Below are 23,092 nucleotides of genomic sequence, written 5' to 3' on the forward strand. Positions count from 1 at the left end.
GTTATCAAACCCCCTACAATCACCTTATACTCACTCTTACAAGTTGCTATTTTAGGAGGACTAATCATGACAACTAGCAATACGTACAAATTTTATTTAAACGGAGAATGGAGAGAAAGCTCTTCAGGAGAAACAATCGAAATTCCATCTCCATACTTACACGAAGTAATTGGACAAGTACAAGCAATTACTCGCGGAGAAGTAGATGAAGCAATTGCATCTGCAAAAGAAGCTCAAAAATCATGGGCTGAAGCTTCCCTACAAGATCGCGCAAAATACTTATATAAATGGGCTGATGAGCTCGTAAATATGCAGGATGAAATTGCCGATATCATTATGAAAGAAGTCGGTAAAGGATATAAAGATGCGAAGAAAGAAGTTGTTCGTACAGCTGACTTCATTCGTTACACGATCGAAGAAGCTTTACATATGCACGGAGAAAGCATGATGGGCGATAGCTTCCCGGGCGGTACAAAATCTAAGCTTGCGATTATCCAACGCGCACCACTTGGTGTTGTATTAGCAATCGCACCATTTAACTACCCAGTAAACTTATCTGCTGCAAAACTTGCACCAGCATTAATTATGGGTAACGCTGTTATTTTCAAACCAGCAACTCAAGGTGCAATTAGTGGTATTAAAATGGTTGAAGCACTTCATAAAGCTGGCCTTCCAAAAGGTCTTGTAAACGTAGCTACAGGACGCGGTTCTGTAATTGGTGACTACTTAGTAGAACAAGAAGGCATCAATATGGTATCGTTCACAGGTGGTACAAACACAGGTAAACATTTAGCGAAAAAAGCTTCAATGATTCCACTTGTATTAGAACTTGGTGGTAAAGATCCTGGTATCGTTCGTGAAGATGCTGACTTACAAGATGCTGCAAACCATATCGTAAGCGGTGCATTCTCTTACTCTGGTCAACGTTGTACAGCTATTAAACGTGTACTTGTACACGAAAACGTAGCGGACGAGCTTGTTAGCTTATTAAAAGCGCAAGTAGCTGAACTATCAGTTGGATCTCCAGAACAAGATAGCACAATCGTTCCATTAATCGACGACAAGTCTGCTGACTTCGTTCAAAGTTTAGTTGACGACGCTGTAGAAAAAGGTGCTACAATCGTTATCGGTAACAAACGTGAGCGTAACTTAATTTACCCAACATTAATCGATCACGTAACAGAAGAGATGAAAGTTGCTTGGGAAGAGCCATTCGGCCCAATCCTTCCAATCATCCGTGTTTCTTCAGATGAACAAGCAATTGAAATTGCTAACAAATCAGAGTTCGGTCTGCAAGCAAGTGTCTTCACTAAAGACATTAACAAAGCATTTGCAATTGCTAACAAAATCGAAACTGGTTCTGTTCAAATTAACGGACGCACAGAGCGCGGCCCTGACCACTTCCCATTCATCGGTGTAAAAGGTTCAGGTATGGGCGCACAAGGTATTCGTAAGAGCCTTGAGTCTATGACACGTGAAAAAGTAACTGTATTAAACTTAGTTTAATCTTATAAAAAGAAGCTGATCTATAAATAGATCAGCTTCTTTTCTATATAAATACTTCCAAAAACGAAGTATTTCATTCTACTTCCGATTTGGTTTTCCAAATCGAACTAAAACATGCCATAATAATTTTAATTCCTGAAGCACTTCTTCATAAGTTCCACGATCACTCCAAGATAATGGATTGCACTTCAAATCCACTACAGCAGAGCCAATTATATTTGCATCGATACAATGATTCCGTGCAATGCGTCTTGCTAAAGATGGCATTTTTGAACCTCTAAAATCCATCGGAACTTCGTCTACCGCAAGTACAAAACCGATGTGCCAATACAAATCAATAGCATACTTCAGGCAAATTTCTTCTAAAACTCTTCCTACATCCGTACCCTTAAATGAAGGATCTGCAACAAGCGCTTCCACGTCTTCTTTTAGAGAAATCTCTCCATGAATCTGCGCTTCAATATAATGATTAAGATTACGGGCTGGCTCTTTGCTTACTACATCTATAAACGGCCCTTTCAGATTAGCCAGTAAATGATTAATTAATATTGTTGGAGTCAAATTTCCTTCACCAATTGCAAAATCTCTTACGAATGTCTCTTCCAAAAGAGCAGCTAAAATCATATCAAACTCCTCATAAGTCCCCTTTTCTTTCGGATCTTGATGCGAATCTAAATATGTATATGTAGAACGCGAAGAAACTTTTGGAGATAAGAGAAAATAACAGGAACCAAAACGCGGAGCTGGCCCATCTGGATGTAACATTAAATTTAGCGCTCCGTATTTTGGACGTTGATCATTCGTTACGCCTTCTAATTGATATGCCCCTCCAAATATTCTCTTTTCCCAAAGGTCACGTTCACCACCAGGATAAGCAGATACGCTTCCATTAGATAGCAATGTTTCAAACTGACTTTTATATACTCCTTGCTCAAATAGTGCTTCAGCAACACTTTTCTTACTCGAATCTAGTCTGTCTGGATGAAAGTGTAAAGCAATCCTTGCGTGAGATTTTAAATTAGCGACAGCCTCTTCAAATATTTCATCTGTAATATTTGACATTTTAAGTATATGATTAATCGTTGCTTTAGCCTCACGTTTTTCGTTCTCTGCATATTTTGAAATATACTCCAAAGCAAATAATTGAGATCTTGATAATTCCATAATCAAACCTCTCCTTTAATTAAAATGACCTTAATCATTTCAATTAAAAGCTTATTCTTTCCTTCTTATGAAACGAACCTAATTTATTTAAAAACGTAATTTACTAAATCTTAATTATGCATACACGCATTTTTCATAGGCAAATGTATACATTCTACAGAAATTTGATACCCTAGCCATCGCTCAGCAATATGTTCAAATGATAAAACAGATCCCGTTGTAAAAAAACGATGCTTCGGATTCAGATTGTCAGACAAAATTCCTTTGTGCTGTAAAATGGTACTTAACTCTATCGCTGTTTCTTCTGCAGAACTAATAATCGTTACATCTTCTCCTAGTTCTCTTTTAATCACATACTCTTCTCTATAATCTGATTATTACTATATCCATTGACGTATAAAAATACATTTGTTACTCTTAAAGACGTTAATTTAATATTTAAATCCTCATTCGTATCTCGGTGAGGTAGAGGTTGCAATCATTAAGAGTATCATTTCAGGAGATGTAGTGGCATTGATGAAGGAATGAGAAAGGAATGGTTGCCGAAGTAAGTCGTGTCCACCATGCACGCTTGCTGGGTCTGCATTTAATAAGTGCAGAACTGTCACAAACGTTTCGTTTGTGGAGAGCTATCGAGAGGTATGTCGTGGGTTTCTTATAAGATAGAAAGCATGTAGCGGCAAATTACATGCTTTTTTTGTTTTGTTTGGGACTTCTCTTCCTAACTCAGGAAGACATACATATCTCCTCGCTTGACTTGGTTATACTAACTTTGGAGGTATTTTCTATGCAACAAAAAAAATGGGGCTTTTGGGTACTAACAGCTTTCGTTGTCGGTAACATGGTTGGCGCTGGTATTTTCATGGTGCCAAGTACGTTGGCACAAACAGCAAGCCCACTCGGTGTCACTTTAGCTTGGTTAACTACAGGGTTTGGTGTTTTAATGCTAGCTCTTGTTTTCGGTAATTTAGCAATTCGTCGTCCTGATTTAACGACAGGGCCACAAAGTCATGCATATGCTTTATTCTCAACACCAAAAAAGAAAAAAATGGCTGGCTTCAGTATGGTATGGGGATATTGGGTTGCAAACTGGGCAAGTAACGTTGCCATCATTACATCATTTGCGGGATATTTATCACTCTTCTTCCCAATTATGAAAGATACGCGACTACTATTTTCAATCGGCTCGTTTAACGTAGAAGTCGGAAAACTAATTACATTTACGATTTGTTCCATCTTACTTTGGGGAACTCATATTATATTAACAAACGGTGTAAGCGGAGCTGGAAAACTAAACTTCTTAGCAACAACAACGAAAGTAACTGGATTCCTTTTATTCATCGTCGTTACTTTATTTGCATTCGAAGCTTCTAAATTTGGACAATGGTACACACCGATGATCGATAAATCAGGTGTATCACACGGCCTTCTTTCACAAGTAAATTTAGCTGCTCTTACAACGCTTTGGGCATTTATCGGAATTGAATCAGCCGTTCTTTTATCAAACCGTGCTGTTTCTCCAAAAACGGTAAAACGCGCAACAGTTGCGGGATTACTTATTACAGTTGCGATTTACTTAGGAATTACAATTTTAACAATGGGTGTACTTCACGTTGATACATTACAAGCTTCAGAACGTCCGTTAGCAGATGCATTAAATGCTGCAATGGGTCACGGTGGCGGGAAACTGATGGCATTACTTGCTCTTACTTCCCTGTTCGGTTCGATTTTAGGCTGGATTTTATTAAGCTCAGAAGTACCATATCAAGCAGCAAAAGAAGGTTTCTTCCCTTCCTTCTTCGCAAAAACAAACAAAAAAGGAAGTCCAATTTATTCATTACGATTAACAAACATTATGTCGCAAGTGTTCTTATTCTCAACATTATCAGGAACAATTGCGGAAGCTTATACATTCGTTATTACCGTATCGACACTGGCCTACCTCATTCCATATCTCGTTTCACCAATCTTCCAGTTAAAACTAGTCGCAACTGGTGAAACATATAAAAATGAAATGCGGGCAAGAATTACAGATGGCATAGTCGCAGTTATCGCACTTTGCTACGCACTATGGGTTATTAAAACCGGCGCATCCGATATAAAAACGTTCCTTCTCGGAATTGGTTTATTCGTAATCGGATTTGCTTTCTATCCATTAATGAATCGTGATCAGAAAAAAAATAACGAAAAGAAAAACGGGCAAGTTGCATAACGCAATTTGCTCGTTTTTTCTTTTGTAAAACATATATAATAGAACAAAGAGGTGAAAAACATGTCAATCGAATCGCTATGGAGCAGTCGCTTCCAACAACATATTCAAAATATCATTACATACTTTGCACGTATGATTAACGGTTTACTATATAGCTTTATCTTTATTTCATGCGTTGGTGCATATTATTATGCTCAGTTTCTAAAAGCATCTCCTTCTAAAGGAATATCTTTAATAATTATAACGATTGTACTTACATTCATTATAACGAGATGCCCTATCCGTACATTTATTCAGAAACCTGATGCTGTCTATTTACTAGCACTAGAAGAGAAATTAACATCTTATTTCAAAAAATCTCTTCTATACAATTACATCATTCAGCTTTTCCCATTGTTATTTACGTTCCTTATTCTCGTTCCACTTGCTATGCAATCATTGCAATTAAATGTACCTTTTTTATGTACAATCTTTATCGTGTTAATGATTACGAAAGCCTGGAACATGTACATACATTGGATGTGGCGTGATAGTCACGAAAAAAATATATGGCTAATCATTCGTATTACTTGTAACGCCCTAATCATTTACATGCTGTTTTATTCCGCAAATGTTCTCATATTGGGCGGACTACTCTTACTACTTGCTTTCCTACTTCTATATACGAAAAAACAGCCTACAAAACGAATACCGTGGGATTACATAATCGAGCAAGAAGAAAAAATGAACGTTCGTTTTTATCAATTTGCTAGCATTTTCACAGATGTTCCGCAACTGAATAAACAAGTAAATAAAAGAAAATGGCTTACAAATTGGATTGAACCTTTATTACATAAAAAACGAGCAATTTTCTTCTATTTACATACATTAGCATTTTTACGTGGAAATGATTATTTCGGTATATATATTCGCTTAGGATTGATCGGTGCTTTCGCCTTATATTTCATACCAAATATATACGTAAAAGGCTCTATCACTTACATCGTTCTATATATGATCTCTATGCAGCTCCGTTCACTATGGAAATATTTTTCGGGAAATATTATTGTAGCATTATATCCAATCCATACTGAAGAAAGGATGAAGCAATTTCTTCACTTAATCTTTATATTGCTAAGTATTCAACTCATTGTATTTTCGAGTGTTATACTCATTGCTACAGGTCAATTTTTACATATCCTTATCATTATGATTGTCGGGTTACTCTGGATCAAATTTATTATTGTACCAAAAACGAAGCAAAGAATTTCCGCATTTTAACGAAAAGAATTATCTTAAAAGCCAAGGAGAAAATAAATTTTCTCCTTGGCCTTTTTATTTTTTAATGTTAAACCTATCGTTCATACTTAATTAAAAACTTTAGGTATGTTACTCCTGTTTTTCTTAAGCATAGAGTGCTATACAAACTCCCTTTCTTCCCCTTAATGTTTTAGGGTTTAATTATGATTTTTACATACAAAAATCATAATACATGTTTACGTCCTAATAAAAAGGGTATCTATTAATTAACAGCGTAAAGGAGGGGCCTATATTGTGAATAAAAAAATGGAGCAATTGGAACACCACGTTACGGATAATCAACGCAAACATGCTTTAACAACAAACCAAGGAGTAAAAATAGCCGAGGATGAATTCTCTTTAAAGATGGGCTTAAGAGGCCCAACCTTAATGGAGGATTTCCACTTTCGAGAGAAAATGACCCACTTTGATCATGAACGAATTCCTGAAAGAATTGTTCATGCCCGCGGAGTTGGAGCACATGGTCATTTTCAGCTTTATGAATCTTTAGAGGCATATACGAAAGCAGATTTTCTTACTAACCCTTCAAAAAAGACACCTGTATTTGTACGGTTCTCGACCGTTCAAGGCTCTAAAGGATCCAATGACACAGTAAGAGATGTGCGCGGATTTGCCACAAAATTTTATACAGATGAAGGTAACTATGATTTAGTAGGTAATAATATGCCAGTATTCTTTATCCAAGATGCTATTAAATTTCCTGATTTTGTCCATGCAGTTAAACCAGAACCACATAATGATATTCCTCAGGGAGCTAGCGCTCATGATACATTTTGGGATTTTGTTGCGCACAATCCCGAGTCTACTCATATGGTTATGTGGCAGATGAGCGACCGGGCTATTCCGCGTAGTTTACGAATGATGGAAGGTTTTGGGGTTCATACATTTCGACTTATTAATAAAGAAGGAAAAGCCCACTTCGTAAAATTTCACTGGAAACCTACCCTCGGGGTTCATTCATTAGTATGGGATGAAGCTCAAAGAATTGCTGGGAAAAACCCTGATTTCCATCGTCAAGATTTATATGAAGCAATTGAAAAAGGGGATTATCCAGAATGGGAGCTTGGATTACAGCTAATTCCAGAAGAAGATGAGCATGCATTTGATTTTGATATTTTAGATCCAACGAAATTATGGCCGGAAGAAGAGGTTCCTGTAAAACTAGTTGGTAAAATGACATTGAACAAAAATGTTGATAACTTCTTTGCCGAAACAGAGCAGGTAGCTTTCCACCCTGGTCATGTCGTACCAGGTATTGATTTTTCAAATGATCCTCTCCTGCAAGGAAGATTGTTCTCCTATACAGATACACAATTATCTCGTTTAGGAGGCCCTAATTTTCACCAAATTCCTATTAACCAGCCCGTATGTCCTTTTCATAATAATCAACGTGATGGTATGCATCAAATGCAGATTCATCGCGGTCAAACAAGCTATCATCCTAATGGTTTAAATAACAATCAACCAGCAACCGTCCAAGCCGAACAAGGAGGATATGAACATTATCAAGAAAAGATTGATGGGCATAAAATTAGAGGGCGCAGTAAAAGCTTTCTTAACTTTTATTCTCAGGCTAAACTTTTCTACAATAGTATGAGCCCTATTGAAAAGCAGCACATAAAAGAAGCTTTTTGCTTTGAAGTTGGGAAGTGTAAATCAGACATGGTGAAGGCAAATGTAATTGCTCTCCTAAACCACGTCGATCGTCAATTAGCACAAGAAGTCGCTAACATTATTGGAACTCCTTTACCTAAGGAAAATCACGAAGTAAATTCAGATGCAAAATCACCTGCACTAAGTATGTCTAACACTATTTTTAAAGCTGACTCCAAAAATGTTGCAATTCTATTGAATGGTGACCCAAGCGTCTCCCTTCTGTCCGAATGGATTCAAGCTTTTGTACAACACCGAATGAACTATAGCATCATAGATAATAAAATTCATCAATTTAATGATTCCATTAAAGTAACGGATACTTATACAACAGCAGACTCTGCACTTTTTGATGCAGTATTAGTGTTTAGTAGTGAGTCTGTCATTCACCTCCCTGTTTTAGAATTTGCAGAAACTACTTTTAAACACTTTAAACCGATAGCCTATGTCCTTAGCGATCCTCATGCTTTGGACCATAGTAAGATTAAACTGGATGGAGCAGGAATTTACAACTTAACAAACACTTCAATTGAGTCATTTATAGAAGGCATTGCCCAAGGACGATTCTGGAACCGATAATATAATATAAGGAGCGGATTAGAATGAGTAAAAAAATTGCTATTTTAATAACGGATTATTTCGAGGACACAGAATACACAGAGCCAGCAGAAGCTTTTAAACAAAAGGGATATGAATTAACAACTATTGAAACAGAAAAAGGGAAAACGGTACACGGTAAACAAGGAAAAAGTGAAATTGTAATTGATAAAGGTATCGATGATGTTTCTCCAGAAAACTTTGACGCACTCTTCATACCAGGCGGATTTTCTCCAGATATACTTCGTGCGGATGAGCGTTTCGTTCGCTTTAGTAAAGCATTTATGGATACGGAAAAACCGGTTTTCGCTATTTGTCATGGACCTCAGTTACTCATCACTGCACAAACACTTGAAGGACGTGATGTAACTGGATATAAATCTATTGAAGTGGATTTAAAAAACGCTGGCGGAAACTTTCATGACAAAGAGGTTGTCGTATGTCAAAATCAGCTAGTAACAAGTAGACAGCCAGAGGACATCCCAGCGTTTATCGAAGAATCGTTGCGTATATTAGGATAACTAACCTCCTTTTATTTACATGAAAATAATTAATCAGTGGGGTTTTATTCATCCCCCCACTGATTAATTAGCCCTCACCAACTGGTCGTTTACAGGCAATCCGACCACCACAAATAGCAGGATAAATAAAAAAGGGGGGAATCCAAAAGTTCAGTTTTAATAATCTTTTGGATTCCCCCCTTTTCTCGCCCCAAAATTCCTTATCACTTTTCATAGGCATTTCTCATATAGTGAAAATGACTATATAATTCCTATCCATAAGTTAAATAATGATTTCGCACATATATAAATACAAAAGATGGGAGCCTTATTTATGAATAACAATCCACCTTCAACGCCCCAAGACAACTCCGAAAACAATAGCCGTGATATTACACTGCCAACATTAAGGGTCATCGGACTCGTCGTCCTTATTAGTGGTTATATCCTCGTTGCGCTCTCTGAAGTAGGTGAGCTGAAAACCTTATTAACAAATCCGAATGCTAACCCTGATTTAGCTGAAGTTGACCCGTTTTAAAAAGAATAACATATCACCCTTCCTAAAAAAACGTAACAACTGATTCATTCAGCTGGGCAAATTTTGCGAAGTTATGGATAGAGTCATCCCCGCATTAAATACGGGGATGACTCTAATTATTGAATAACTTCTTCTAAATGATTCTTCAAGTTCCCTAAATACTTCTCTATATCCGGATTCTTCACCACATCATAACAAGCAAAACTCTTTAACGGACTCATCCCAAGAAACTTTTGCACGCGGTGTAAATGACTAAGCGCTGATTCTAAACTTTCTCCTTCAAAGAACTTCGTCTTATCTCCAAATGCTTTTTCAGGTGCATTCCAAGTTGTAGAGAACATATACTCTTTCTCTTTTAATAAACCACCTGTTCCATATTCATCTGCACCTTTAAAGAACAAACCGTATTCATACACTTCATCCATATACGTTTTAAATAATCCTGGAACACTAAACCAATAAATTGGTGTTTGATAAATCACAACATCAGCCCATAAAAATTTATCTTGTTCTTCTTTTATATTGTATCCATCTTGAATCGTTGTTGTTTTCACTTGATGGCTCTCGCTTAATACCGTCACCATATGATCCACTAACGTTTTATTTAATCGTCCTTCCTTTGTACCGTATTTTTCATGTCCATTTATAATAAATATATTTTTCATCGTTTTTCTCTCCCCTACTCTATTCCTCGTTTATTAACCCAAGTTGCTGTTTCAACGTAAGATTATCTTCTAAATGCCAGTCTTCCGTAATCTTTCCGTCTTTCACATGCAAAATATCTATTGCAGAAAAGCTAATATTTTTACCATTATGCGTTCCTGTAAAAGAAAGACGGGCTGTTACTTTATCACCAACAACCAATAAGTCTTCAATCTCGCAATGTATATCAGGCACAACTTTACGAAAGTTTTGCGCTGCAAACTTTAATCCTTCAATGCCTTGTGGTCGCCCTTTCGGCAATGTATTATCGAAGAAATCTTTAGTAACAGTCTGCGGAATAAGTTCCTCCTTACCTGTATCCCAAAATGCATAAAAACGCTGCGCCGCATGAACCATTTCTGTCGCTTCTTTTTTACTTAGTGAGGGATCAATTGTCATTGCTTTTGGCTTTGGCATTTCTTTTAATAACTGAACTTCAGTTTTTTGTTCCGCGCCGCATGCTACAAGCACAATACAAATAACAAACAAACTAAGAAATCCAAGTAACTTTTTTATCCCCATGGAAATCACCACCTCCTTATATAAATCCTTTTGTTTCGTATTGCTATTGTATATGCACTAACTTTATTTATGGAAGTAGTGATATTTTTTTCATATAGTTACCAAAAGTATAGTTTTGTGATACTATAAAGCAAATTCATCCAAAAAAATTTTATGGAGGCTAGTTCCATGAACAATATAGATCCAGTTGAATTAACGAAAGGTTTACCTGGCATACCTTGTCCTATCGCTAAAACGCTTGATGTAATTAGTACAAAATGGACGTTTTTAATCATTCGTGATCTTCTTATCGAAGGAACATTACGCTTTAGTGATTTACAAAAATCAATGAATGGTATTAGTCCAAAAACATTATCGCTTCGACTAAAAGAATTAGAATCGCAAGGCATTATAACGAGAAAAGTATATCCAGAAGTTCCGCCTCGTGTAGAGTACACATTAACGGATAAAGGAAAGCAATTAGAGGGGATTTTTATTGAATTAAAACGGTTTGGATTAAGTTTATAAAACAAAAACCCCTTACCGTCGTAAGGGGTTTTATTACTTCGCAAAACTTTCAGCCAACTGTTTCTCTCTCCACATAAATGTAATAGCGAGACCAACTATTAAAACAACTCCTGAAAATGCATATGGGTAATGAATGTTCATATCAAATAATATTCCGCCCATCGCTGGTCCTGTAATATTTCCTAAACTCGTATAAGTCGAGTTCATCCCAGCAACGAATCCTTGCTCTTTTCCAGCTGCTTTTGATAAAAACGTCGTTAAAGCTGGACGAAGTAAATCAAATGCTAAGAAAATGAAGCAAGTGACGAGAAGTACAATCCAATAATTAAAGACTACAGTTGAGACGAATGCTAATACTGCACCTACAATTAAACATATTTGGATTAATACTTTCTCACCGAACATGTCTACCAATTTGCCAAACATAAATACTTGCACAACTACCCCAAAGATTGAACTGATTGTAATAATTGCTGCAATATCTTTCGGCGAGAAACCAAATTTATGATCTGAGAATAAGCTAAACACTGTTTCATACGCTGATAATCCGAATGCGAGTACAAATACGATAATAAATGCAATTGCATACATTGGATTTAATGATTTCTTTAAATCACCAATAAAACTTGATTCTTTCGTATTAGAAGAAATCTCTGCAAGTTCTTCTTTCGTTAACGGTTCTTTTAAAATAAAGATTGAAATCACACATGCTATAAAAGCAATTGCTGCTGCAACGAAAAACGGCACACGTATACCGTATTCTGCAATAAATCCGCCGATTCCAGGCCCTATAATGAATCCAGTACTAATAGCCGCAGATAAGTATCCCATCGCCTTTGGACGTTCCTGAATAGATGTAATATCCGCAACATATGCTGTAACACCAGGCATAATAAAAGCAGCACTAATTCCGCCTAATACCCTTGCTACATAAAGCATCCATACATCTTTTCCCAATCCAAAAAGAAGCTCTGAAACACCAAAAATAAATAATCCAATGATTATCATTTTCTTCCTACCGTAAAGATCAACCCATCGGCCTGTAATAGGTGAAGTAATGAGCTGTGCCATTGCAAACACTGCAACGAGATAGCCCATCGTCTTCCCAGTTAAATGCATATCATTCATAAAGGACGGCATAACCGGAATGATTAATCCAATCCCTAAAAAAGCGATAAATATATTACTCAAAAGAATAACCAATACCATCTTTTGTTCTTTTATCGGTTTCTTCACTTTTTAACACCTCTTCCCGTAAGTTCCTCTCAAAAAATAATGCCCAAGAAGCTTTTTCTTTATCCTGCTCTTTGCGGGCTAGTAATGAGTGAGGATGCCTCCACTCATTAGAATTTCACTCTATCCTTCTACACATACATAAGTATTAGGTGAATGACTATCATTCAGTTTTCCTCGAAAATGAACCTACCTTTTCAGACAGGTTCATCTTACTACTTCTTTATATGTAGTGCATGTGTTAAAAAATCTAGTACTTCTGCCTTTTGCAAATCCACTTGCTCATCATCTTTATGATCATATAAATAAACTTGTTCCGCTGCTGATTCAACAAGAGCGATAAATAACTTCGCTGTTCTCTCTGCGTGAACCGAATCACGAATTTCACCGGCTTCTTTCGCCTCACTTAAAAATTCGCTTAACCACATATAAAGAGGCTCATACACAGCTTCCCACTCTTTTATATGTTCAGTAGATGCAAGACCTGCATACATTAAAGCTTGTATTTCACGGTATTCCTCTATAAAGTGAAACACCGCATCGATTACTTGTGCCACTTTATTTGAAAAAGGTACATCTTTTTGTACTTTTTCTTTCACTGCAAGTATCATCTTTTCAACCATCACTTCTGCTATTGCAGGCATAACAGATAGCTTAGAAGGAAAATATAAATAGAAAGTTCCTTGCGCAATGCCAGCTAATTTCACGATATCAGAAATCTTCGTTTTTTCGACGCCCTTTTCCTGAAACACTTCAATAGCTGCATAGACAATTTTCTCTTTTTTATTCATCATCTAAACCCTTTCACACGCATATTGAATGACTGTCACTCATTTTATAAGATAATCGATTGTACTGTCAATGATAGTGAACTCTAAGAGGAAATCATTTTTTTATAATAAAATCTCCTAATAAACAATTAGGAGATAAAAATACAATATATCTTTAAGAAAGTGCCTTTAATCCTGTCACTCCACATACAATAAGAAACACACTAATAATACGCGCTTTACTTTTCGACTCCCCAAACAAGAACATGTTTAATAAAACGGCACCTGCTGTTCCAATACCGATCCAAACCGCATACGCGACACTGACTTGTAAGAATAAGAAAGATGTATACAAGAATGCGAAGGATGTAGCAAACCCGCCTATATAAATCGCACCATTGGCCAATGTCTTATCTTTACTATACATTTTAAGTCCTATCACACCGACTATTTCACTAATTGCAGCACAAAATACGAAAAACCAACCCATCTTTAAGCAGCTCCTTCCACAGTTTCTTCTTTATTATCAGCTAGCTTTAAACCGATAACGCCGGCTACAACCATCACGATAAAAAATAACTTCCCTACACTGAAACTTCCGCCGAAAAGAAATACATCCATTAAAAAAGTACCCACCGTACCAGCTCCGGCGAAAACAGCATATACAGTCCCTGTTGCAAGATATTCACACGCTTTAGAAAGGAAGTGAAAATCAACAGCGATAACTCCTAAAATAATAATCCAATGCCACCAAGTATTAGCCGTATTAAAACCAAACACCCAAAAAATTTCAAAGATACATGTTAATATGACATATAACCATGCTCTATTTTTCATACCTCTCACCTCTCATGACTGACTTTCAGTCATTTTTATTTTAAAAAAATATACTCTTTCATCAATACTATATAAACCAATATCATCCTCATTTACCATTGTATTTGTTCCATTTTTAAACTAACTACATCTTTTTACACGAAAATGACTGAATGTCATTCATGCATATTGTACATGAACATTTTAAAAACTGTCAATGGCGAAAGTTTATTTAAAATTTCTTTCATCTGATTTGTATATTTCTTAATAATCTGTCAATACTGCTAGTAACATAATATTTTCTCCACTCCCCCTTGGAGAGATCCCTTGAATGGAGCAGTTAGCTTTTGCTAGCTGCTCTTTTTTATTTATCCGCACACTATGATGAAATACTCATAGATCAAATCCATTTTTCATCACATAACAACATCTATTTATTTTCCAATGAGCTTTTGTAAGCACGAATTTTATTCTCGAGCATCTTCTCTGTAACTTCTAAGTTTTCTCTTTGAATCTGAATAGATTTCCTATGATCTTCTAGGAGCTGTAAACGAGCTTCTGTTGTATGCTCCCCTTCTGTATATAATCTAGCGTATTCTCTTATTTTCGCTATTGGCATTTGCGTTTGTTTTAATTTCATTACAAACTGCAACCACTTTATATGTGACTCTTCGTAAAGTCGATTTCCATTTGTATCTCGATTTGCAATTAATATATTTTCCTTTTCATAATAACGTAGTGTATGTGTGCTCACGCCTAATAATTTTGCTACCTCGCTAATTGTGTACATACTAAAACTCCCTCCACATGCTTACTCTCATATATTTTATGACCTTATCAAATTTATAAAAAACATTTGACTTAGAGTATACTCTAACAAATACAATCTAACCATAATAAATTCATTTGAACTTAGGGGGATTTTATATGAAATACACTGTTATTACTGGCGCAAGTTCCGGAATTGGTTATGAAGCAGCTTTAGTATTTGCATCTCGCGGAAAAAATTTAGTACTTGTAGCTCGAAGACAAGAAGAATTAAACGAATTAAAATTGAAAATTAACGAAATGCATCCAGAATTGGATGTTGTCATTCGAAGAACTGATTTATCTATTACTGAAGATGTTTATAAACTTTATGAAAGCCTACAATCTTTTCAAATTGAAACGTGGATTAACAACGCAGGTTTTGGTAATTTCGCCTCAATTGCTGAACAAAATTTAAATAAAATCGAGACGATGTTGCATGTCAATATAGAAGCACTAACAATACTCTCTTCTCTTTTCGTTCGAGATTATTCAAAGGTTGACGGAACACAGCTTATTAACGTTTCATCGGGAGGCGGATACACGATTGTTGCTGATGCTGTTACGTATTGCGCTACGAAATTCTATGTAAGTGCATTTACAGAAGGGCTGTCTCACGAACTGAAAGAACAAGGCGCAAAACTGCAAGCAAAAGTTTTAGCTCCTGCTGCAACTGAAACAGAGTTCGCGAAGCGTTCATTTGATATTGATGAATTCCAATATGATAATGTTGTACCAAAATTCCACACTGCAAAACAAATGGCACAATTTATGCTCGACCTTTATGATAATGATAAAGTTGTAGGAATTGTCGACGGTTTAACGTATAACTATGAACTTAAAGATCCACTTTATAATTTTGCCGTGAGACAAAAGAATTCAAATTCTTAATAACCTGTCCATTTCTTATGGAAATATATGTTCCCACTATATATGTAAATAATAGTGGGAACTTTTTCTCTATAAAATTTTCATCCAACATACCGCACCATCGCCACTTCATCACAATAATCCACCTTTGGACAATGTCTACAATCAATCCATACTTTCTCTGGCAACGCTTCTTTATTTATAAAATCAAATCCACACTTTTGAAAAAATACTGTTTCATATGTTAAGGAAATTACTCTTCTTACATTTATTTTCGTAGCTTCCTCCATTACATGATTTACAAGCATACGCCCTATCCCTTTCCCTGCATATGTATGCGAAACTACTAACGATCGTATTTCTGCAAGATCTTCTCCTAATACATGCAATCCAGCAACTCCAACAATTCTCTCGTCTTCTTTCATAACATATAAACATTGCAAATATTGATAAAGAGACAAAAGAGAACGTGGTAAAACAACTCCCTCTTTTGCATAAACCTCAATAAGACTATAAATTTCTTTCACATCACTCGTCACTGCATTACAGATTTTCATATTACATCCCCTTGCCCCTCAATATTAATATTTATAACTTAAAATGAATTTTAATTCATAATTTTATATAATAATACATCTCTCTTTTCTCCTCGTCAATCAATTTATACAAACAAAAACCAAGCAATCTAATCGATGCTCGGTTCCTCATTTCGTATCGGCAATACCGTCGAATATTTAATTTCACGAAGTGCTAAACTTGTCTGTATCCTTGTAATACCAAGCTTATTCAACTTTCTAATAAACTGCTCTAGTTCTTTACGATCACGATTTGCAACCTTTAATAAATAATCGTACTCTCCTGTTAAACAGTGACATTCTAACACTTCCGGCATCGATTCTAATTCTTTCTCCAACACTTCCAACTTGTCAAATTGATGAATATTCGTACTCATAAAAATAAAACATAATAAATCAAACCCAAGCTTTTCTTGATTTAAAATCGCAACTTGCTTATCGATGAAACCTTCCCCATCCAATCTTTTTATTCTTGCATGCATCGCAGCCGGTGATAAATTAACGCGACGTGCCAGCTCTGCATTACTTACTTGTGACTCCTTCTGCAATATATCTAAAATTTGTACATCCAAATCATCCAACACTTTAATAACAGACGACTCCATTACAATTCCCCCTTTTTTCTTACCGATGATTATTCGAAAAAACACCTTATACCTTACAAAAAACTGAATATCATTCCGTAAATATCATTCGCAACTAAAGATTTTATCGAATTTTCACCATTATACAAAAGAATATATTACACAATAAAGAAAAATGCTAAAATTATTTACAATTCGTATTGATTACAAAAAAGGGGATTTTAGCATGCCTTATTTTTACGTCTTTTTACTATTACTAACGAGCTTATTATGGGGAGGAAATTTTGTCGTTGGAAAATCACTCGTCGATCATGCATCGCCGATGACACTGACAAATTTAAGATGGATGATTGCGATTGTTTGTTTATTACCGATGGTATGGTTTAAAGAAAAGAAAATCCTTCCACCACGTACCGCAATACTTCCTTTAATATTGATGGGAATTTCAGGGGTCGCTCTTTTTAACATCTTTCAATTTTTAGCATTAGAAAAAACATCCGCTACGAATGTAGGTCTTATCTCTACATTGAATGCAATTTCAATCGCATTATTTTCAGTATTATTTCTAAAAGAAAAAGTAAATACACTTCAAATCCTATCCATGATTCTTTCATTCTTCGGGGTTATCCTCGTCCTATTAAAAGGTGATTTCTCGCTTTTATTTTCACTACATTTTAATAGCGGCGATTTATGGATGATTGCAGCAGTTTGTATTTGGGGAATCTATTCTGTTTGTAGTAAATGGGCAACAAAAACAACTACACCACTTATGGCAACGTTGTACTCTGGTATTTTCGGCGTTATTTTATTACTACCGTTTAACATAGGTAGCTTCACTGTTTCAAATATAAATACTTCTTTCATCACATCACTTTTATATACTGGGCTTATTTCGACAGTTCTTTGTATGGTATTTTGGAATATTGGCGTACAAAAATTAGGCGCAACTACATCAGGTATTTTTCTAAACTTCAATCCAATTTTCACAGCCATTTTAGCATTCATATTCCTCGGAGAAGAATTAACGTGGATACAAATTTTAGGGACAATTGTCGTTGTAACAGGGTGTTATTTATTTTCTCATTTCAAAACTGTTGCCGTTCAGCCTGTTAGACCTTTAATGCGAAAACATTCTTAATGAAAAAACATCGTCATCTGGGTTAGCGATGTTTTTATTTACTCTTCATTTCTTTTATATACTGTTTTTCCTCTTCTGGCGATAAACGTTCCGTCGCCTTACCAGTATCTCCACCTTGAAGGCTCCATAAAAAGTTATGCTCCTCAACAGTTTGAGAAAAATCTCCTTTTTCCCATCTATTTATAATAGAAAATAACTTCATTTTATATTGAAAACCTGTACTATTTTCAATATCCCTTTTCACATTAGAAATTTCCTTTTTTGTCATCTCTACAAATCCCCATTTTTCAGAGGATTTTACCTTTTGGTGCACCATTTTATGCATAGTAGAAATAATTTCACCATCACTAATTTGCGGAGCTTCTTCTGCAGCTTTTTTCTCTTTTTCGTTTGCCGCTCGCTCGATTTGAATATTTTCATTTTCTTTTTCCACATATGCAAGCAATTTCTTTCCGCCAACTATAGAAGAGATGATTACCATAATGGTAATACATATACCTACAATCCATTTAAAAAGCATTAGCTCTTCATCGCTTCCCTAACAATATGACTATCTACATATTGCTTAAACTTCACGATTTTTCCATTTTCAAGCTGCCATACATGAACAAATTCTGCTTCAAATGATTTTCCTGTTTCTTTATAAACTCCAGAATACATACCTTCAGCAATAATTACATCTTTTCCGTTTACTTCATGATATGTATTTACACTTGCTTTATAATCATCCCATTCTGATCCTAAACGGCTAAATACATTTTTCATTATAGCTTCTACGCCTTTATATGTTCCGCCGTACGGGAAACCTTCTGCCTCTGTCCATTCCACTTTTTCAGAGAGGGCTTCTGCTAAATGCTTTGCATTCGAAGAAGCTGATCCTTCATACGTGCTTTGAATAATTTCTAAATTTGATTTAGGCATATTACTTCCTCCCGTTTATTTATTTTTACACAAGATGTAACCTATACAGTTACATCTTGTGTAAAAAAATATTTAAATTGTTTCATTCGTAATTCATTAGTTGTAATCATTATAGTTACAATAATTCTTCAAGTCAACAATTTATAAATAAAATTTACTTCGTTTTCATTACTTTCTCTTTTAAGAAACGATCTACATATCCTTCTGCTTTTACTACGAATAAATACGCACCCATTGATAATAATGCAAGATCTAATTCATATCCTGGATTCTTTCCATCTCCTAATAAACCTGCTGCTCCATTTACCTTTACGATAGCTCCAGCTAAAATAAGAGCGAATAACAATCCTACATATCGTACACCTAAACCGATAATTAATAATATACCACCAACTAATTCTACAGTTGCTACGCCGTATGCAAGGCCACCTGGTAAACCGATGCTTGTAAACCATCCTGCTACATTATCGATACCTGATTGAAACTTTGCTAAACCGTGTGCAAAGAACGTAACTCCTAACACGATACGAATAATTAAATTCCCAATATATTGATTCATTTTGAACTCTCCTTTTTGTTTTGTTATGGTGAACTTTTATTCACAAGTCAAAACAATACGGTATTTTATTTCATTCGTCAAATACTTTTTTAAAGAAAACAAAAAACATTATCCGTTTTACGGATAATGTTTTCCTACAAAATAGCGCTAATTCAAGCTTTTATTCTATCGCATAGAAAAATTTGAAACATTTTTCCAGCACCAATATAAGGCAGTAAAGAAACGTCCTCTTCCACAACCATTCCAACAACATTCACTTTCGCATCTACAGATAAATCATTTATAGCAACTTGCATCTCCCCTGCATATCTACCGTACAATTCATTATCAATTGTAATGCTGCCTTTCTTTCTTACAATTGTATGCATCGGCTGTAAAACCACTCTATTTCCTTCCCTTGATTCTACAGATCGAATAACATCACGAGCCGGATCTAGTCTATTTGTATGCACTTGCTCCACCACTTTTAATACTTCTTTATCAGTTATAAATGATTTGTAACGCAATGGAATAATCCCTCTACTCGCACTAGCTACTTCTTGCATACTTTCCAAACTTGCGCTTATATCTCCAATCAATACTTTATCAACACCACAATCTTGAACAAGTTCTAAGTACGCTTCAAGCGGGCGCATATTGCGATGTTTTTCTAACGTTGGTAACCCTTCATATAACGGACCTCGTTTTTCCGCATCTCCTGGAATAAATGCCATCGTCTTTATTCCGCACTCCTGTAAATATTGATTTTGCTTTTGTAAGAAGGACTTTGCTAGTCCTGTCTCTGGACGTGGGTAAAAATTATGCCATGCTTCTACATTCTCTACTCTTATATGTTCTGCAAGTAATTCTTTCCAAAATGGCTTTGTAATCGTACTCGCATTTAAAGCTACTTTCATCTTATGAGATACGCTTGCAATTTCTTTTGGCGCAATGCCGTAATCCATTCTTAAACCGGTAATGCCCCAGTCCAATAGTTCTTCCACATTTTCATATGTTAGCCCTAAATGGTGTAACGATTTTGGAGAAACATCAACCATTAACTCCATTTCATGTGCAAGAGCTTGTTTCCCTAATATTTGAATTAACTCTTTATACGTATTTGGATCATCTTCTGGAATGTGCAGTGATGTAAAAATAGATGTAAACCCATTTTCCTTCGCTACTTTTAGCCACTCTTCTTGTTTCTCTACTCGTTCTTTTGAAAGATAAATGGAAACTCCGATCATATAAATCTCCCTTTCTATTAATAGAAAAAGAGAAAGGAATCCCTTTCTCTATATGTTTTCTGCCATTTCTTCTTTAAATCCGAAGAAGTACGTAAAGATAAATCCGAAAGCATATGCAATTACTAAACCTAAGAAATAGAGTAAATATTTATTGTCAGCAATTAACGGAATTAAAGATAGCCCTGATACGCCAATTCCAAGAGAAGCTGTTTGCATAACTGCTTGGAATGCACCACCGACAGCCGCTCCTAAACAAGCAGTAATAAACGGTTTCCCAAGTGGTAATGTCACCCCGTATAATAACGGCTCACCAATTCCTAAAAAGCCAACTGGCAATCCACCTTTAATTACATTTCGAAGTCGTTTGTTTTTTGTTTTCACATAAATCGCAATTGCTGCGCCCACTTGGCCAGCACCAGCCATTGCGAGCACTGGTAATAAAGGTGTTACGTGTGTTTGATTAATAAATTCCATATGAATTGGTGTTAAACCGTGATGCAATCCGACCATAACGAGAGGTAAAAATGTTCCCGCAAGTACTGCGCCAGCAAATGCTCCGCCCATATTTAAAATAGCATTAATTCCGCTCGTAATACCATCTGATAAGAAACCTGCTAATGGCTGAATGGCTAACATCGTTACGATACTTACAACTAATACAGTAATGAGTGGTGTCACGATAATATCAACTGCGTTTGGCACTGCTTTTCGAACTTGTCTTTCCACTACAACCATAAGCCATGCTGCAAAAATAACTGCAAACAATCCGCCCCGTCCGGGCACTAATGCTTCACCAAACAATTTTACGTTTGCCATCGCCGGGTTGAAAATTAAAATACCAGCAATTGCCCCAAGAACCGGTGTCCCGCCAAATTCTTTCGCTGTATTCCAGCCGACTAAAATTCCTAAGAATGTAAAGATACCGCCGCCAATGAGTAGTAACATTTGTAACCACGTTGCATTTGGATCAGCACCAGCATTTTTCGCAAAGTTAGCAACCCCGTTTATAATTCCTGACGCAACAAGCCCCGGAATTAATGGGATGAAAATACTTCCTATTTTTCGTAAAAAGTTTTTCACCGGTGTATTATTTTTCTTCTTAATCTCTGATTTCATCTCTTGCCCAATATCTTCAAGGTGATGATCTGCTACCTCACCAATTCGTAGTCCTGTCAAACCTTCCATTTCAGCTGCTACTTTATTTACTGTTCCTGGACCAACGACAACTTGAAGCGTCTCATCTTCTATAACACCCATAACGCCTTCAACTTTTTTCAAAAGGTTCATATTTACTTTACTTTCATCATGAAGCGTTAAACGTAGTCTCGTCATACAATGAGCAATACTACGAATATTTTTTATTCCACCAAGTTGCTCCGAAATTTCCTTGGCCATTCTCTCTTCTTTCTTCATAATAGAATCCCCCTCCCTATTACTTTATAGTGCTTTCTTCACAAACCCTTTTGCGTATTTTAGTTTCTCCAGTGCTTCCCCATACTCACACTGCAACAACACCATAACAATGGCAGCTTTTACGTTACGTTCTGCCTTTTCATAATACTCTGCCGCTACTTCATAACTAGCGCCTGTTGCTTCCACAATAATTCGTTTTGACCGTTCTACTAACTTTTCATTTGTGGATTGAACATCTACCATTAAGTTTTTATATACTTTTCCTACACCAATCATCGAAGCTGTTGAAATCATATTCAGCACTAATTTTTGTGCTGTACCAGCTTTTAAACGCGTTGATCCTGTTAAAATTTCTGCACCTGTTTCTACTTCCACATTTAAATTTGCATATTTACTTATTTCAGCATTTTTATTACAAGAAATACTCGCTGTACTCGCTCCTACGCTCTGTGCGTATTTCAAGCCGCCAATTACGTAAGGAGTTCTGCCACTGGCAGCAATTCCAATCACTGTATCTTTCTCATTTAATCCAATACTTTTTAAATCTTCTTCTGCTAACTCTTCGCGATCTTCGGCACCTTCCACCGCCTTAGTAAACGCTTTCAATCCACCTGCTATAAATCCTTGCACCATTTTATCATCCGTGCCAAATGTCGGCGGACATTCCACTGCATCTAGGATACCTAAACGACCACTCGTACCAGCACCAATGTAAATTAAGCGTCCCTCTTCTTCAAAAGATTTAATAACAGTCTGTACAACCTTTTCAATTTGTTCTATCTCTTTTTCAACTGCTAACGCAACAGTTCGATCTTCTTCATTCATACTTTGCAATACTTCTTTTATGCTCATTTCATCCAGATTCATTGTTTTCTCATTACGATGTTCTGTCGATAAATTTTCTAACATATTTCCACCCTCTTTGAAATTATATTTCACACTTTTATTATAACTTTAAGAAACTAAAAATCAATAATCCT

General features: G+C 36.0%; 26 protein-coding genes, 1 pseudogene and 1 riboswitch. Of the genes and pseudogenes, 9 read left to right on the top strand and 18 right to left on the bottom strand.

Features of this window, described 5'->3' with window-relative positions; genetic code table 11:
- The first annotated feature begins 66 nt into the window (after nucleotides 1–66).
- Nucleotides 67–1,506: an NADP-dependent glyceraldehyde-3-phosphate dehydrogenase gene (gene gapN / locus ACTFO4_RS17190; protein WP_440013966.1), complete on the top strand. Its 1,440-nt coding sequence runs from the start codon at nucleotides 67–69 to the stop codon at nucleotides 1,504–1,506.
- 78 nt (nucleotides 1,507–1,584) lie between these two features.
- Here the strand turns inward: gapN and ACTFO4_RS17195 are convergent, their stop codons facing one another.
- A complete protein-coding gene (locus ACTFO4_RS17195) occupies nucleotides 1,585–2,670 on the bottom strand; it encodes a DUF3626 domain-containing protein (RefSeq protein ID WP_000423678.1) in 1,086 nt (361 codons plus the stop codon).
- Nucleotides 2,671–2,780: 110 nt separating this feature from the next.
- Nucleotides 2,781–3,029 (bottom strand): annotated as a pseudogene (locus tag ACTFO4_RS17200) (glutamate racemase); the annotation flags it as partial.
- 99 nt (nucleotides 3,030–3,128) lie between these two features.
- A riboswitch (Lysine riboswitch) is annotated at nucleotides 3,129–3,310 on the top strand.
- Between the two features lie 147 nt (nucleotides 3,311–3,457).
- Here ACTFO4_RS17200 and ACTFO4_RS17205 point away from each other — a divergent pair.
- From ACTFO4_RS17205 to ACTFO4_RS17220, 4 genes are all read left to right on the top strand, one after another.
- A complete protein-coding gene (locus tag ACTFO4_RS17205) occupies nucleotides 3,458–4,882 on the top strand; it encodes an amino acid permease (RefSeq protein ID WP_135277486.1) in 1,425 nt (474 codons plus the stop codon).
- Nucleotides 4,883–4,942: 60 nt separating this feature from the next.
- Nucleotides 4,943–6,142, top strand: coding sequence for an ABC transporter permease (locus tag ACTFO4_RS17210; RefSeq protein ID WP_326234553.1), 1,200 nt, complete (start codon nucleotides 4,943–4,945; stop codon nucleotides 6,140–6,142).
- A gap of 273 nt (nucleotides 6,143–6,415) precedes the next feature.
- On the top strand, nucleotides 6,416–8,413 hold the full coding sequence (locus ACTFO4_RS17215; RefSeq protein ID WP_326234552.1) for a catalase: 1,998 nt from the start codon (nucleotides 6,416–6,418) through the stop codon (nucleotides 8,411–8,413).
- 23 nt (nucleotides 8,414–8,436) lie between these two features.
- Nucleotides 8,437–8,952: a type 1 glutamine amidotransferase domain-containing protein gene (locus ACTFO4_RS17220; protein WP_136363058.1), complete on the top strand. Its 516-nt coding sequence runs from the start codon at nucleotides 8,437–8,439 to the stop codon at nucleotides 8,950–8,952.
- Between the two features lie 67 nt (nucleotides 8,953–9,019).
- On the opposite strand, the gene ACTFO4_RS17225 is transcribed toward ACTFO4_RS17220, so the two are convergent.
- Nucleotides 9,020–9,166, bottom strand: coding sequence for a hypothetical protein (locus ACTFO4_RS17225; protein WP_223617999.1), 147 nt, complete (start codon nucleotides 9,164–9,166; stop codon nucleotides 9,020–9,022).
- Between the two features lie 99 nt (nucleotides 9,167–9,265).
- Here ACTFO4_RS17225 and ACTFO4_RS17230 point away from each other — a divergent pair, with 99 nt between their 5' ends.
- Complete coding sequence (locus ACTFO4_RS17230) at nucleotides 9,266–9,469, top strand: hypothetical protein (RefSeq protein WP_326234551.1); 204 nt, start codon at nucleotides 9,266–9,268, stop codon at nucleotides 9,467–9,469.
- A gap of 116 nt (nucleotides 9,470–9,585) precedes the next feature.
- On the opposite strand, the gene ACTFO4_RS17235 is transcribed toward ACTFO4_RS17230, so the two are convergent.
- The gene (locus ACTFO4_RS17235) at nucleotides 9,586–10,134 is read right to left on the bottom strand and encodes an NAD(P)H-dependent oxidoreductase (RefSeq protein WP_326234550.1); all 549 of its coding nucleotides are present in this window, start codon (nucleotides 10,132–10,134) and stop codon (nucleotides 9,586–9,588) included.
- Nucleotides 10,135–10,153: 19 nt separating this feature from the next.
- Nucleotides 10,154–10,693 (bottom strand): ester cyclase, encoded by a 540-nt coding sequence (locus ACTFO4_RS17240; protein WP_326234549.1) that lies wholly within the window; start codon nucleotides 10,691–10,693, stop codon nucleotides 10,154–10,156.
- Nucleotides 10,694–10,861: 168 nt separating this feature from the next.
- Here ACTFO4_RS17240 and ACTFO4_RS17245 point away from each other — a divergent pair, with 168 nt between their 5' ends.
- On the top strand, nucleotides 10,862–11,200 hold the full coding sequence (locus ACTFO4_RS17245; RefSeq protein WP_001059472.1) for a winged helix-turn-helix transcriptional regulator: 339 nt from the start codon (nucleotides 10,862–10,864) through the stop codon (nucleotides 11,198–11,200).
- Between the two features lie 33 nt (nucleotides 11,201–11,233).
- On the opposite strand, the gene ACTFO4_RS17250 is transcribed toward ACTFO4_RS17245, so the two are convergent.
- From ACTFO4_RS17250 to ACTFO4_RS17270, 5 genes are all read right to left on the bottom strand, one after another.
- On the bottom strand, nucleotides 11,234–12,436 hold the full coding sequence (locus ACTFO4_RS17250) for an MFS transporter (protein WP_326234548.1): 1,203 nt from the start codon (nucleotides 12,434–12,436) through the stop codon (nucleotides 11,234–11,236).
- Nucleotides 12,437–12,648: 212 nt separating this feature from the next.
- Nucleotides 12,649–13,227, bottom strand: a complete 579-nt coding sequence (locus ACTFO4_RS17255) for a TetR family transcriptional regulator (protein WP_002025356.1) — start codon at nucleotides 13,225–13,227, stop codon at nucleotides 12,649–12,651.
- 151 nt (nucleotides 13,228–13,378) lie between these two features.
- Entirely contained in the window at nucleotides 13,379–13,693 is a 315-nt protein-coding gene (locus ACTFO4_RS17260; protein ID WP_000539671.1) for a DMT family transporter, read from the bottom strand.
- Nucleotides 13,694–13,695: 2 nt separating this feature from the next.
- Nucleotides 13,696–14,040 carry an SMR family transporter gene (locus tag ACTFO4_RS17265; protein WP_326234547.1) on the bottom strand — a complete coding sequence of 115 codons (345 nt, stop codon included), beginning with the start codon at nucleotides 14,038–14,040 and terminating at the stop codon, nucleotides 13,696–13,698.
- A 409-nt stretch (nucleotides 14,041–14,449) separates the two neighbouring features.
- Entirely contained in the window at nucleotides 14,450–14,809 is a 360-nt protein-coding gene (locus ACTFO4_RS17270) for a MerR family transcriptional regulator (RefSeq protein WP_000288066.1), read from the bottom strand.
- A 137-nt stretch (nucleotides 14,810–14,946) separates the two neighbouring features.
- Here ACTFO4_RS17270 and ACTFO4_RS17275 point away from each other — a divergent pair, with 137 nt between their 5' ends.
- Complete coding sequence (locus ACTFO4_RS17275) at nucleotides 14,947–15,717, top strand: SDR family NAD(P)-dependent oxidoreductase (RefSeq protein ID WP_440013960.1); 771 nt, start codon at nucleotides 14,947–14,949, stop codon at nucleotides 15,715–15,717.
- A gap of 80 nt (nucleotides 15,718–15,797) precedes the next feature.
- Here ACTFO4_RS17275 and ACTFO4_RS17280 read toward each other — a convergent pair whose 3' ends face one another.
- Together ACTFO4_RS17280 and ACTFO4_RS17285 are read right to left on the bottom strand one after the other, a co-directional pair.
- Complete coding sequence (locus tag ACTFO4_RS17280) at nucleotides 15,798–16,253, bottom strand: N-acetyltransferase (protein ID WP_000686663.1); 456 nt, start codon at nucleotides 16,251–16,253, stop codon at nucleotides 15,798–15,800.
- Between the two features lie 128 nt (nucleotides 16,254–16,381).
- Nucleotides 16,382–16,876 carry an Lrp/AsnC family transcriptional regulator gene (locus tag ACTFO4_RS17285; protein WP_000446097.1) on the bottom strand — a complete coding sequence of 165 codons (495 nt, stop codon included), beginning with the start codon at nucleotides 16,874–16,876 and terminating at the stop codon, nucleotides 16,382–16,384.
- Between the two features lie 205 nt (nucleotides 16,877–17,081).
- Between ACTFO4_RS17285 and ACTFO4_RS17290 the strand changes: the two genes are divergently transcribed.
- Nucleotides 17,082–17,993, top strand: coding sequence for a DMT family transporter (locus ACTFO4_RS17290; protein ID WP_001146242.1), 912 nt, complete (start codon nucleotides 17,082–17,084; stop codon nucleotides 17,991–17,993).
- 34 nt (nucleotides 17,994–18,027) lie between these two features.
- On the opposite strand, the gene ACTFO4_RS17295 is transcribed toward ACTFO4_RS17290, so the two are convergent.
- From ACTFO4_RS17295 to murQ, 6 genes are all read right to left on the bottom strand, one after another.
- Nucleotides 18,028–18,513, bottom strand: a complete 486-nt coding sequence (locus ACTFO4_RS17295) for a PRK06770 family protein (RefSeq protein ID WP_326234545.1) — start codon at nucleotides 18,511–18,513, stop codon at nucleotides 18,028–18,030.
- Complete coding sequence (locus ACTFO4_RS17300; RefSeq protein WP_001126703.1) at nucleotides 18,513–18,914, bottom strand: nuclear transport factor 2 family protein; 402 nt, start codon at nucleotides 18,912–18,914, stop codon at nucleotides 18,513–18,515. The genes ACTFO4_RS17295 and ACTFO4_RS17300 overlap by 1 nt, the downstream gene beginning before the upstream one ends.
- A 154-nt stretch (nucleotides 18,915–19,068) precedes the next feature.
- On the bottom strand, nucleotides 19,069–19,473 hold the full coding sequence (locus ACTFO4_RS17305) for a DoxX family protein (protein ID WP_001077751.1): 405 nt from the start codon (nucleotides 19,471–19,473) through the stop codon (nucleotides 19,069–19,071).
- Between the two features lie 152 nt (nucleotides 19,474–19,625).
- On the bottom strand, nucleotides 19,626–20,699 hold the full coding sequence (locus ACTFO4_RS17310; protein WP_326234544.1) for a MupG family TIM beta-alpha barrel fold protein: 1,074 nt from the start codon (nucleotides 20,697–20,699) through the stop codon (nucleotides 19,626–19,628).
- A 48-nt stretch (nucleotides 20,700–20,747) separates the two neighbouring features.
- Nucleotides 20,748–22,112 (bottom strand): PTS transporter subunit EIIC, encoded by a 1,365-nt coding sequence (locus ACTFO4_RS17315; RefSeq protein WP_326234543.1) that lies wholly within the window; start codon nucleotides 22,110–22,112, stop codon nucleotides 20,748–20,750.
- A 24-nt stretch (nucleotides 22,113–22,136) separates the two neighbouring features.
- A complete protein-coding gene (gene murQ / locus ACTFO4_RS17320) occupies nucleotides 22,137–23,021 on the bottom strand; it encodes an N-acetylmuramic acid 6-phosphate etherase (protein ID WP_000892350.1) in 885 nt (294 codons plus the stop codon).
- Between the last annotated feature and the right edge of the window lie 71 nt (nucleotides 23,022–23,092).

The organism is Bacillus cereus group sp. MYBKT14-1, assembly GCF_051915185.1.
GTDB classification, from domain to species: Bacteria; Bacillota; Bacilli; order Bacillales; family Bacillaceae_G; genus Bacillus_A; species Bacillus_A cereus.

Coding starts and splice junctions, on each gene's coding strand:
- ACTFO4_RS17265 (WP_326234547.1), bottom strand. CDS start 14,040: ATGAAAAATAGAGCATGGTTATATGTCATATTAACATGTATCTTTGAA.
- ACTFO4_RS17255 (WP_002025356.1), bottom strand. CDS start 13,227: ATGATGAATAAAAAAGAGAAAATTGTCTATGCAGCTATTGAAGTGTTT.
- ACTFO4_RS17300 (WP_001126703.1), bottom strand. CDS start 18,914: ATGCCTAAATCAAATTTAGAAATTATTCAAAGCACGTATGAAGGATCA.
- ACTFO4_RS17245 (WP_001059472.1), top strand. CDS start 10,862: ATGAACAATATAGATCCAGTTGAATTAACGAAAGGTTTACCTGGCATA.
- gapN (WP_440013966.1), top strand. CDS start 67: ATGACAACTAGCAATACGTACAAATTTTATTTAAACGGAGAATGGAGA.
- ACTFO4_RS17210 (WP_326234553.1), top strand. CDS start 4,943: ATGTCAATCGAATCGCTATGGAGCAGTCGCTTCCAACAACATATTCAA.
- ACTFO4_RS17220 (WP_136363058.1), top strand. CDS start 8,437: ATGAGTAAAAAAATTGCTATTTTAATAACGGATTATTTCGAGGACACA.
- ACTFO4_RS17195 (WP_000423678.1), bottom strand. CDS start 2,670: ATGGAATTATCAAGATCTCAATTATTTGCTTTGGAGTATATTTCAAAA.
- ACTFO4_RS17280 (WP_000686663.1), bottom strand. CDS start 16,253: ATGAAAATCTGTAATGCAGTGACGAGTGATGTGAAAGAAATTTATAGT.
- ACTFO4_RS17310 (WP_326234544.1), bottom strand. CDS start 20,699: ATGATCGGAGTTTCCATTTATCTTTCAAAAGAACGAGTAGAGAAACAA.
- murQ (WP_000892350.1), bottom strand. CDS start 23,021: ATGTTAGAAAATTTATCGACAGAACATCGTAATGAGAAAACAATGAAT.
- ACTFO4_RS17285 (WP_000446097.1), bottom strand. CDS start 16,876: ATGGAGTCGTCTGTTATTAAAGTGTTGGATGATTTGGATGTACAAATT.
- ACTFO4_RS17205 (WP_135277486.1), top strand. CDS start 3,458: ATGCAACAAAAAAAATGGGGCTTTTGGGTACTAACAGCTTTCGTTGTC.
- ACTFO4_RS17275 (WP_440013960.1), top strand. CDS start 14,947: ATGAAATACACTGTTATTACTGGCGCAAGTTCCGGAATTGGTTATGAA.
- ACTFO4_RS17305 (WP_001077751.1), bottom strand. CDS start 19,473: ATGAATCAATATATTGGGAATTTAATTATTCGTATCGTGTTAGGAGTT.
- ACTFO4_RS17290 (WP_001146242.1), top strand. CDS start 17,082: ATGCCTTATTTTTACGTCTTTTTACTATTACTAACGAGCTTATTATGG.
- ACTFO4_RS17295 (WP_326234545.1), bottom strand. CDS start 18,513: ATGCTTTTTAAATGGATTGTAGGTATATGTATTACCATTATGGTAATC.
- ACTFO4_RS17235 (WP_326234550.1), bottom strand. CDS start 10,134: ATGAAAAATATATTTATTATAAATGGACATGAAAAATACGGTACAAAG.
- ACTFO4_RS17240 (WP_326234549.1), bottom strand. CDS start 10,693: ATGGGGATAAAAAAGTTACTTGGATTTCTTAGTTTGTTTGTTATTTGT.
- ACTFO4_RS17270 (WP_000288066.1), bottom strand. CDS start 14,809: ATGTACACAATTAGCGAGGTAGCAAAATTATTAGGCGTGAGCACACAT.
- ACTFO4_RS17230 (WP_326234551.1), top strand. CDS start 9,266: ATGAATAACAATCCACCTTCAACGCCCCAAGACAACTCCGAAAACAAT.
- ACTFO4_RS17225 (WP_223617999.1), bottom strand. CDS start 9,166: ATGAAAAGTGATAAGGAATTTTGGGGCGAGAAAAGGGGGGAATCCAAA.
- ACTFO4_RS17315 (WP_326234543.1), bottom strand. CDS start 22,112: ATGAAGAAAGAAGAGAGAATGGCCAAGGAAATTTCGGAGCAACTTGGT.
- ACTFO4_RS17260 (WP_000539671.1), bottom strand. CDS start 13,693: ATGGGTTGGTTTTTCGTATTTTGTGCTGCAATTAGTGAAATAGTCGGT.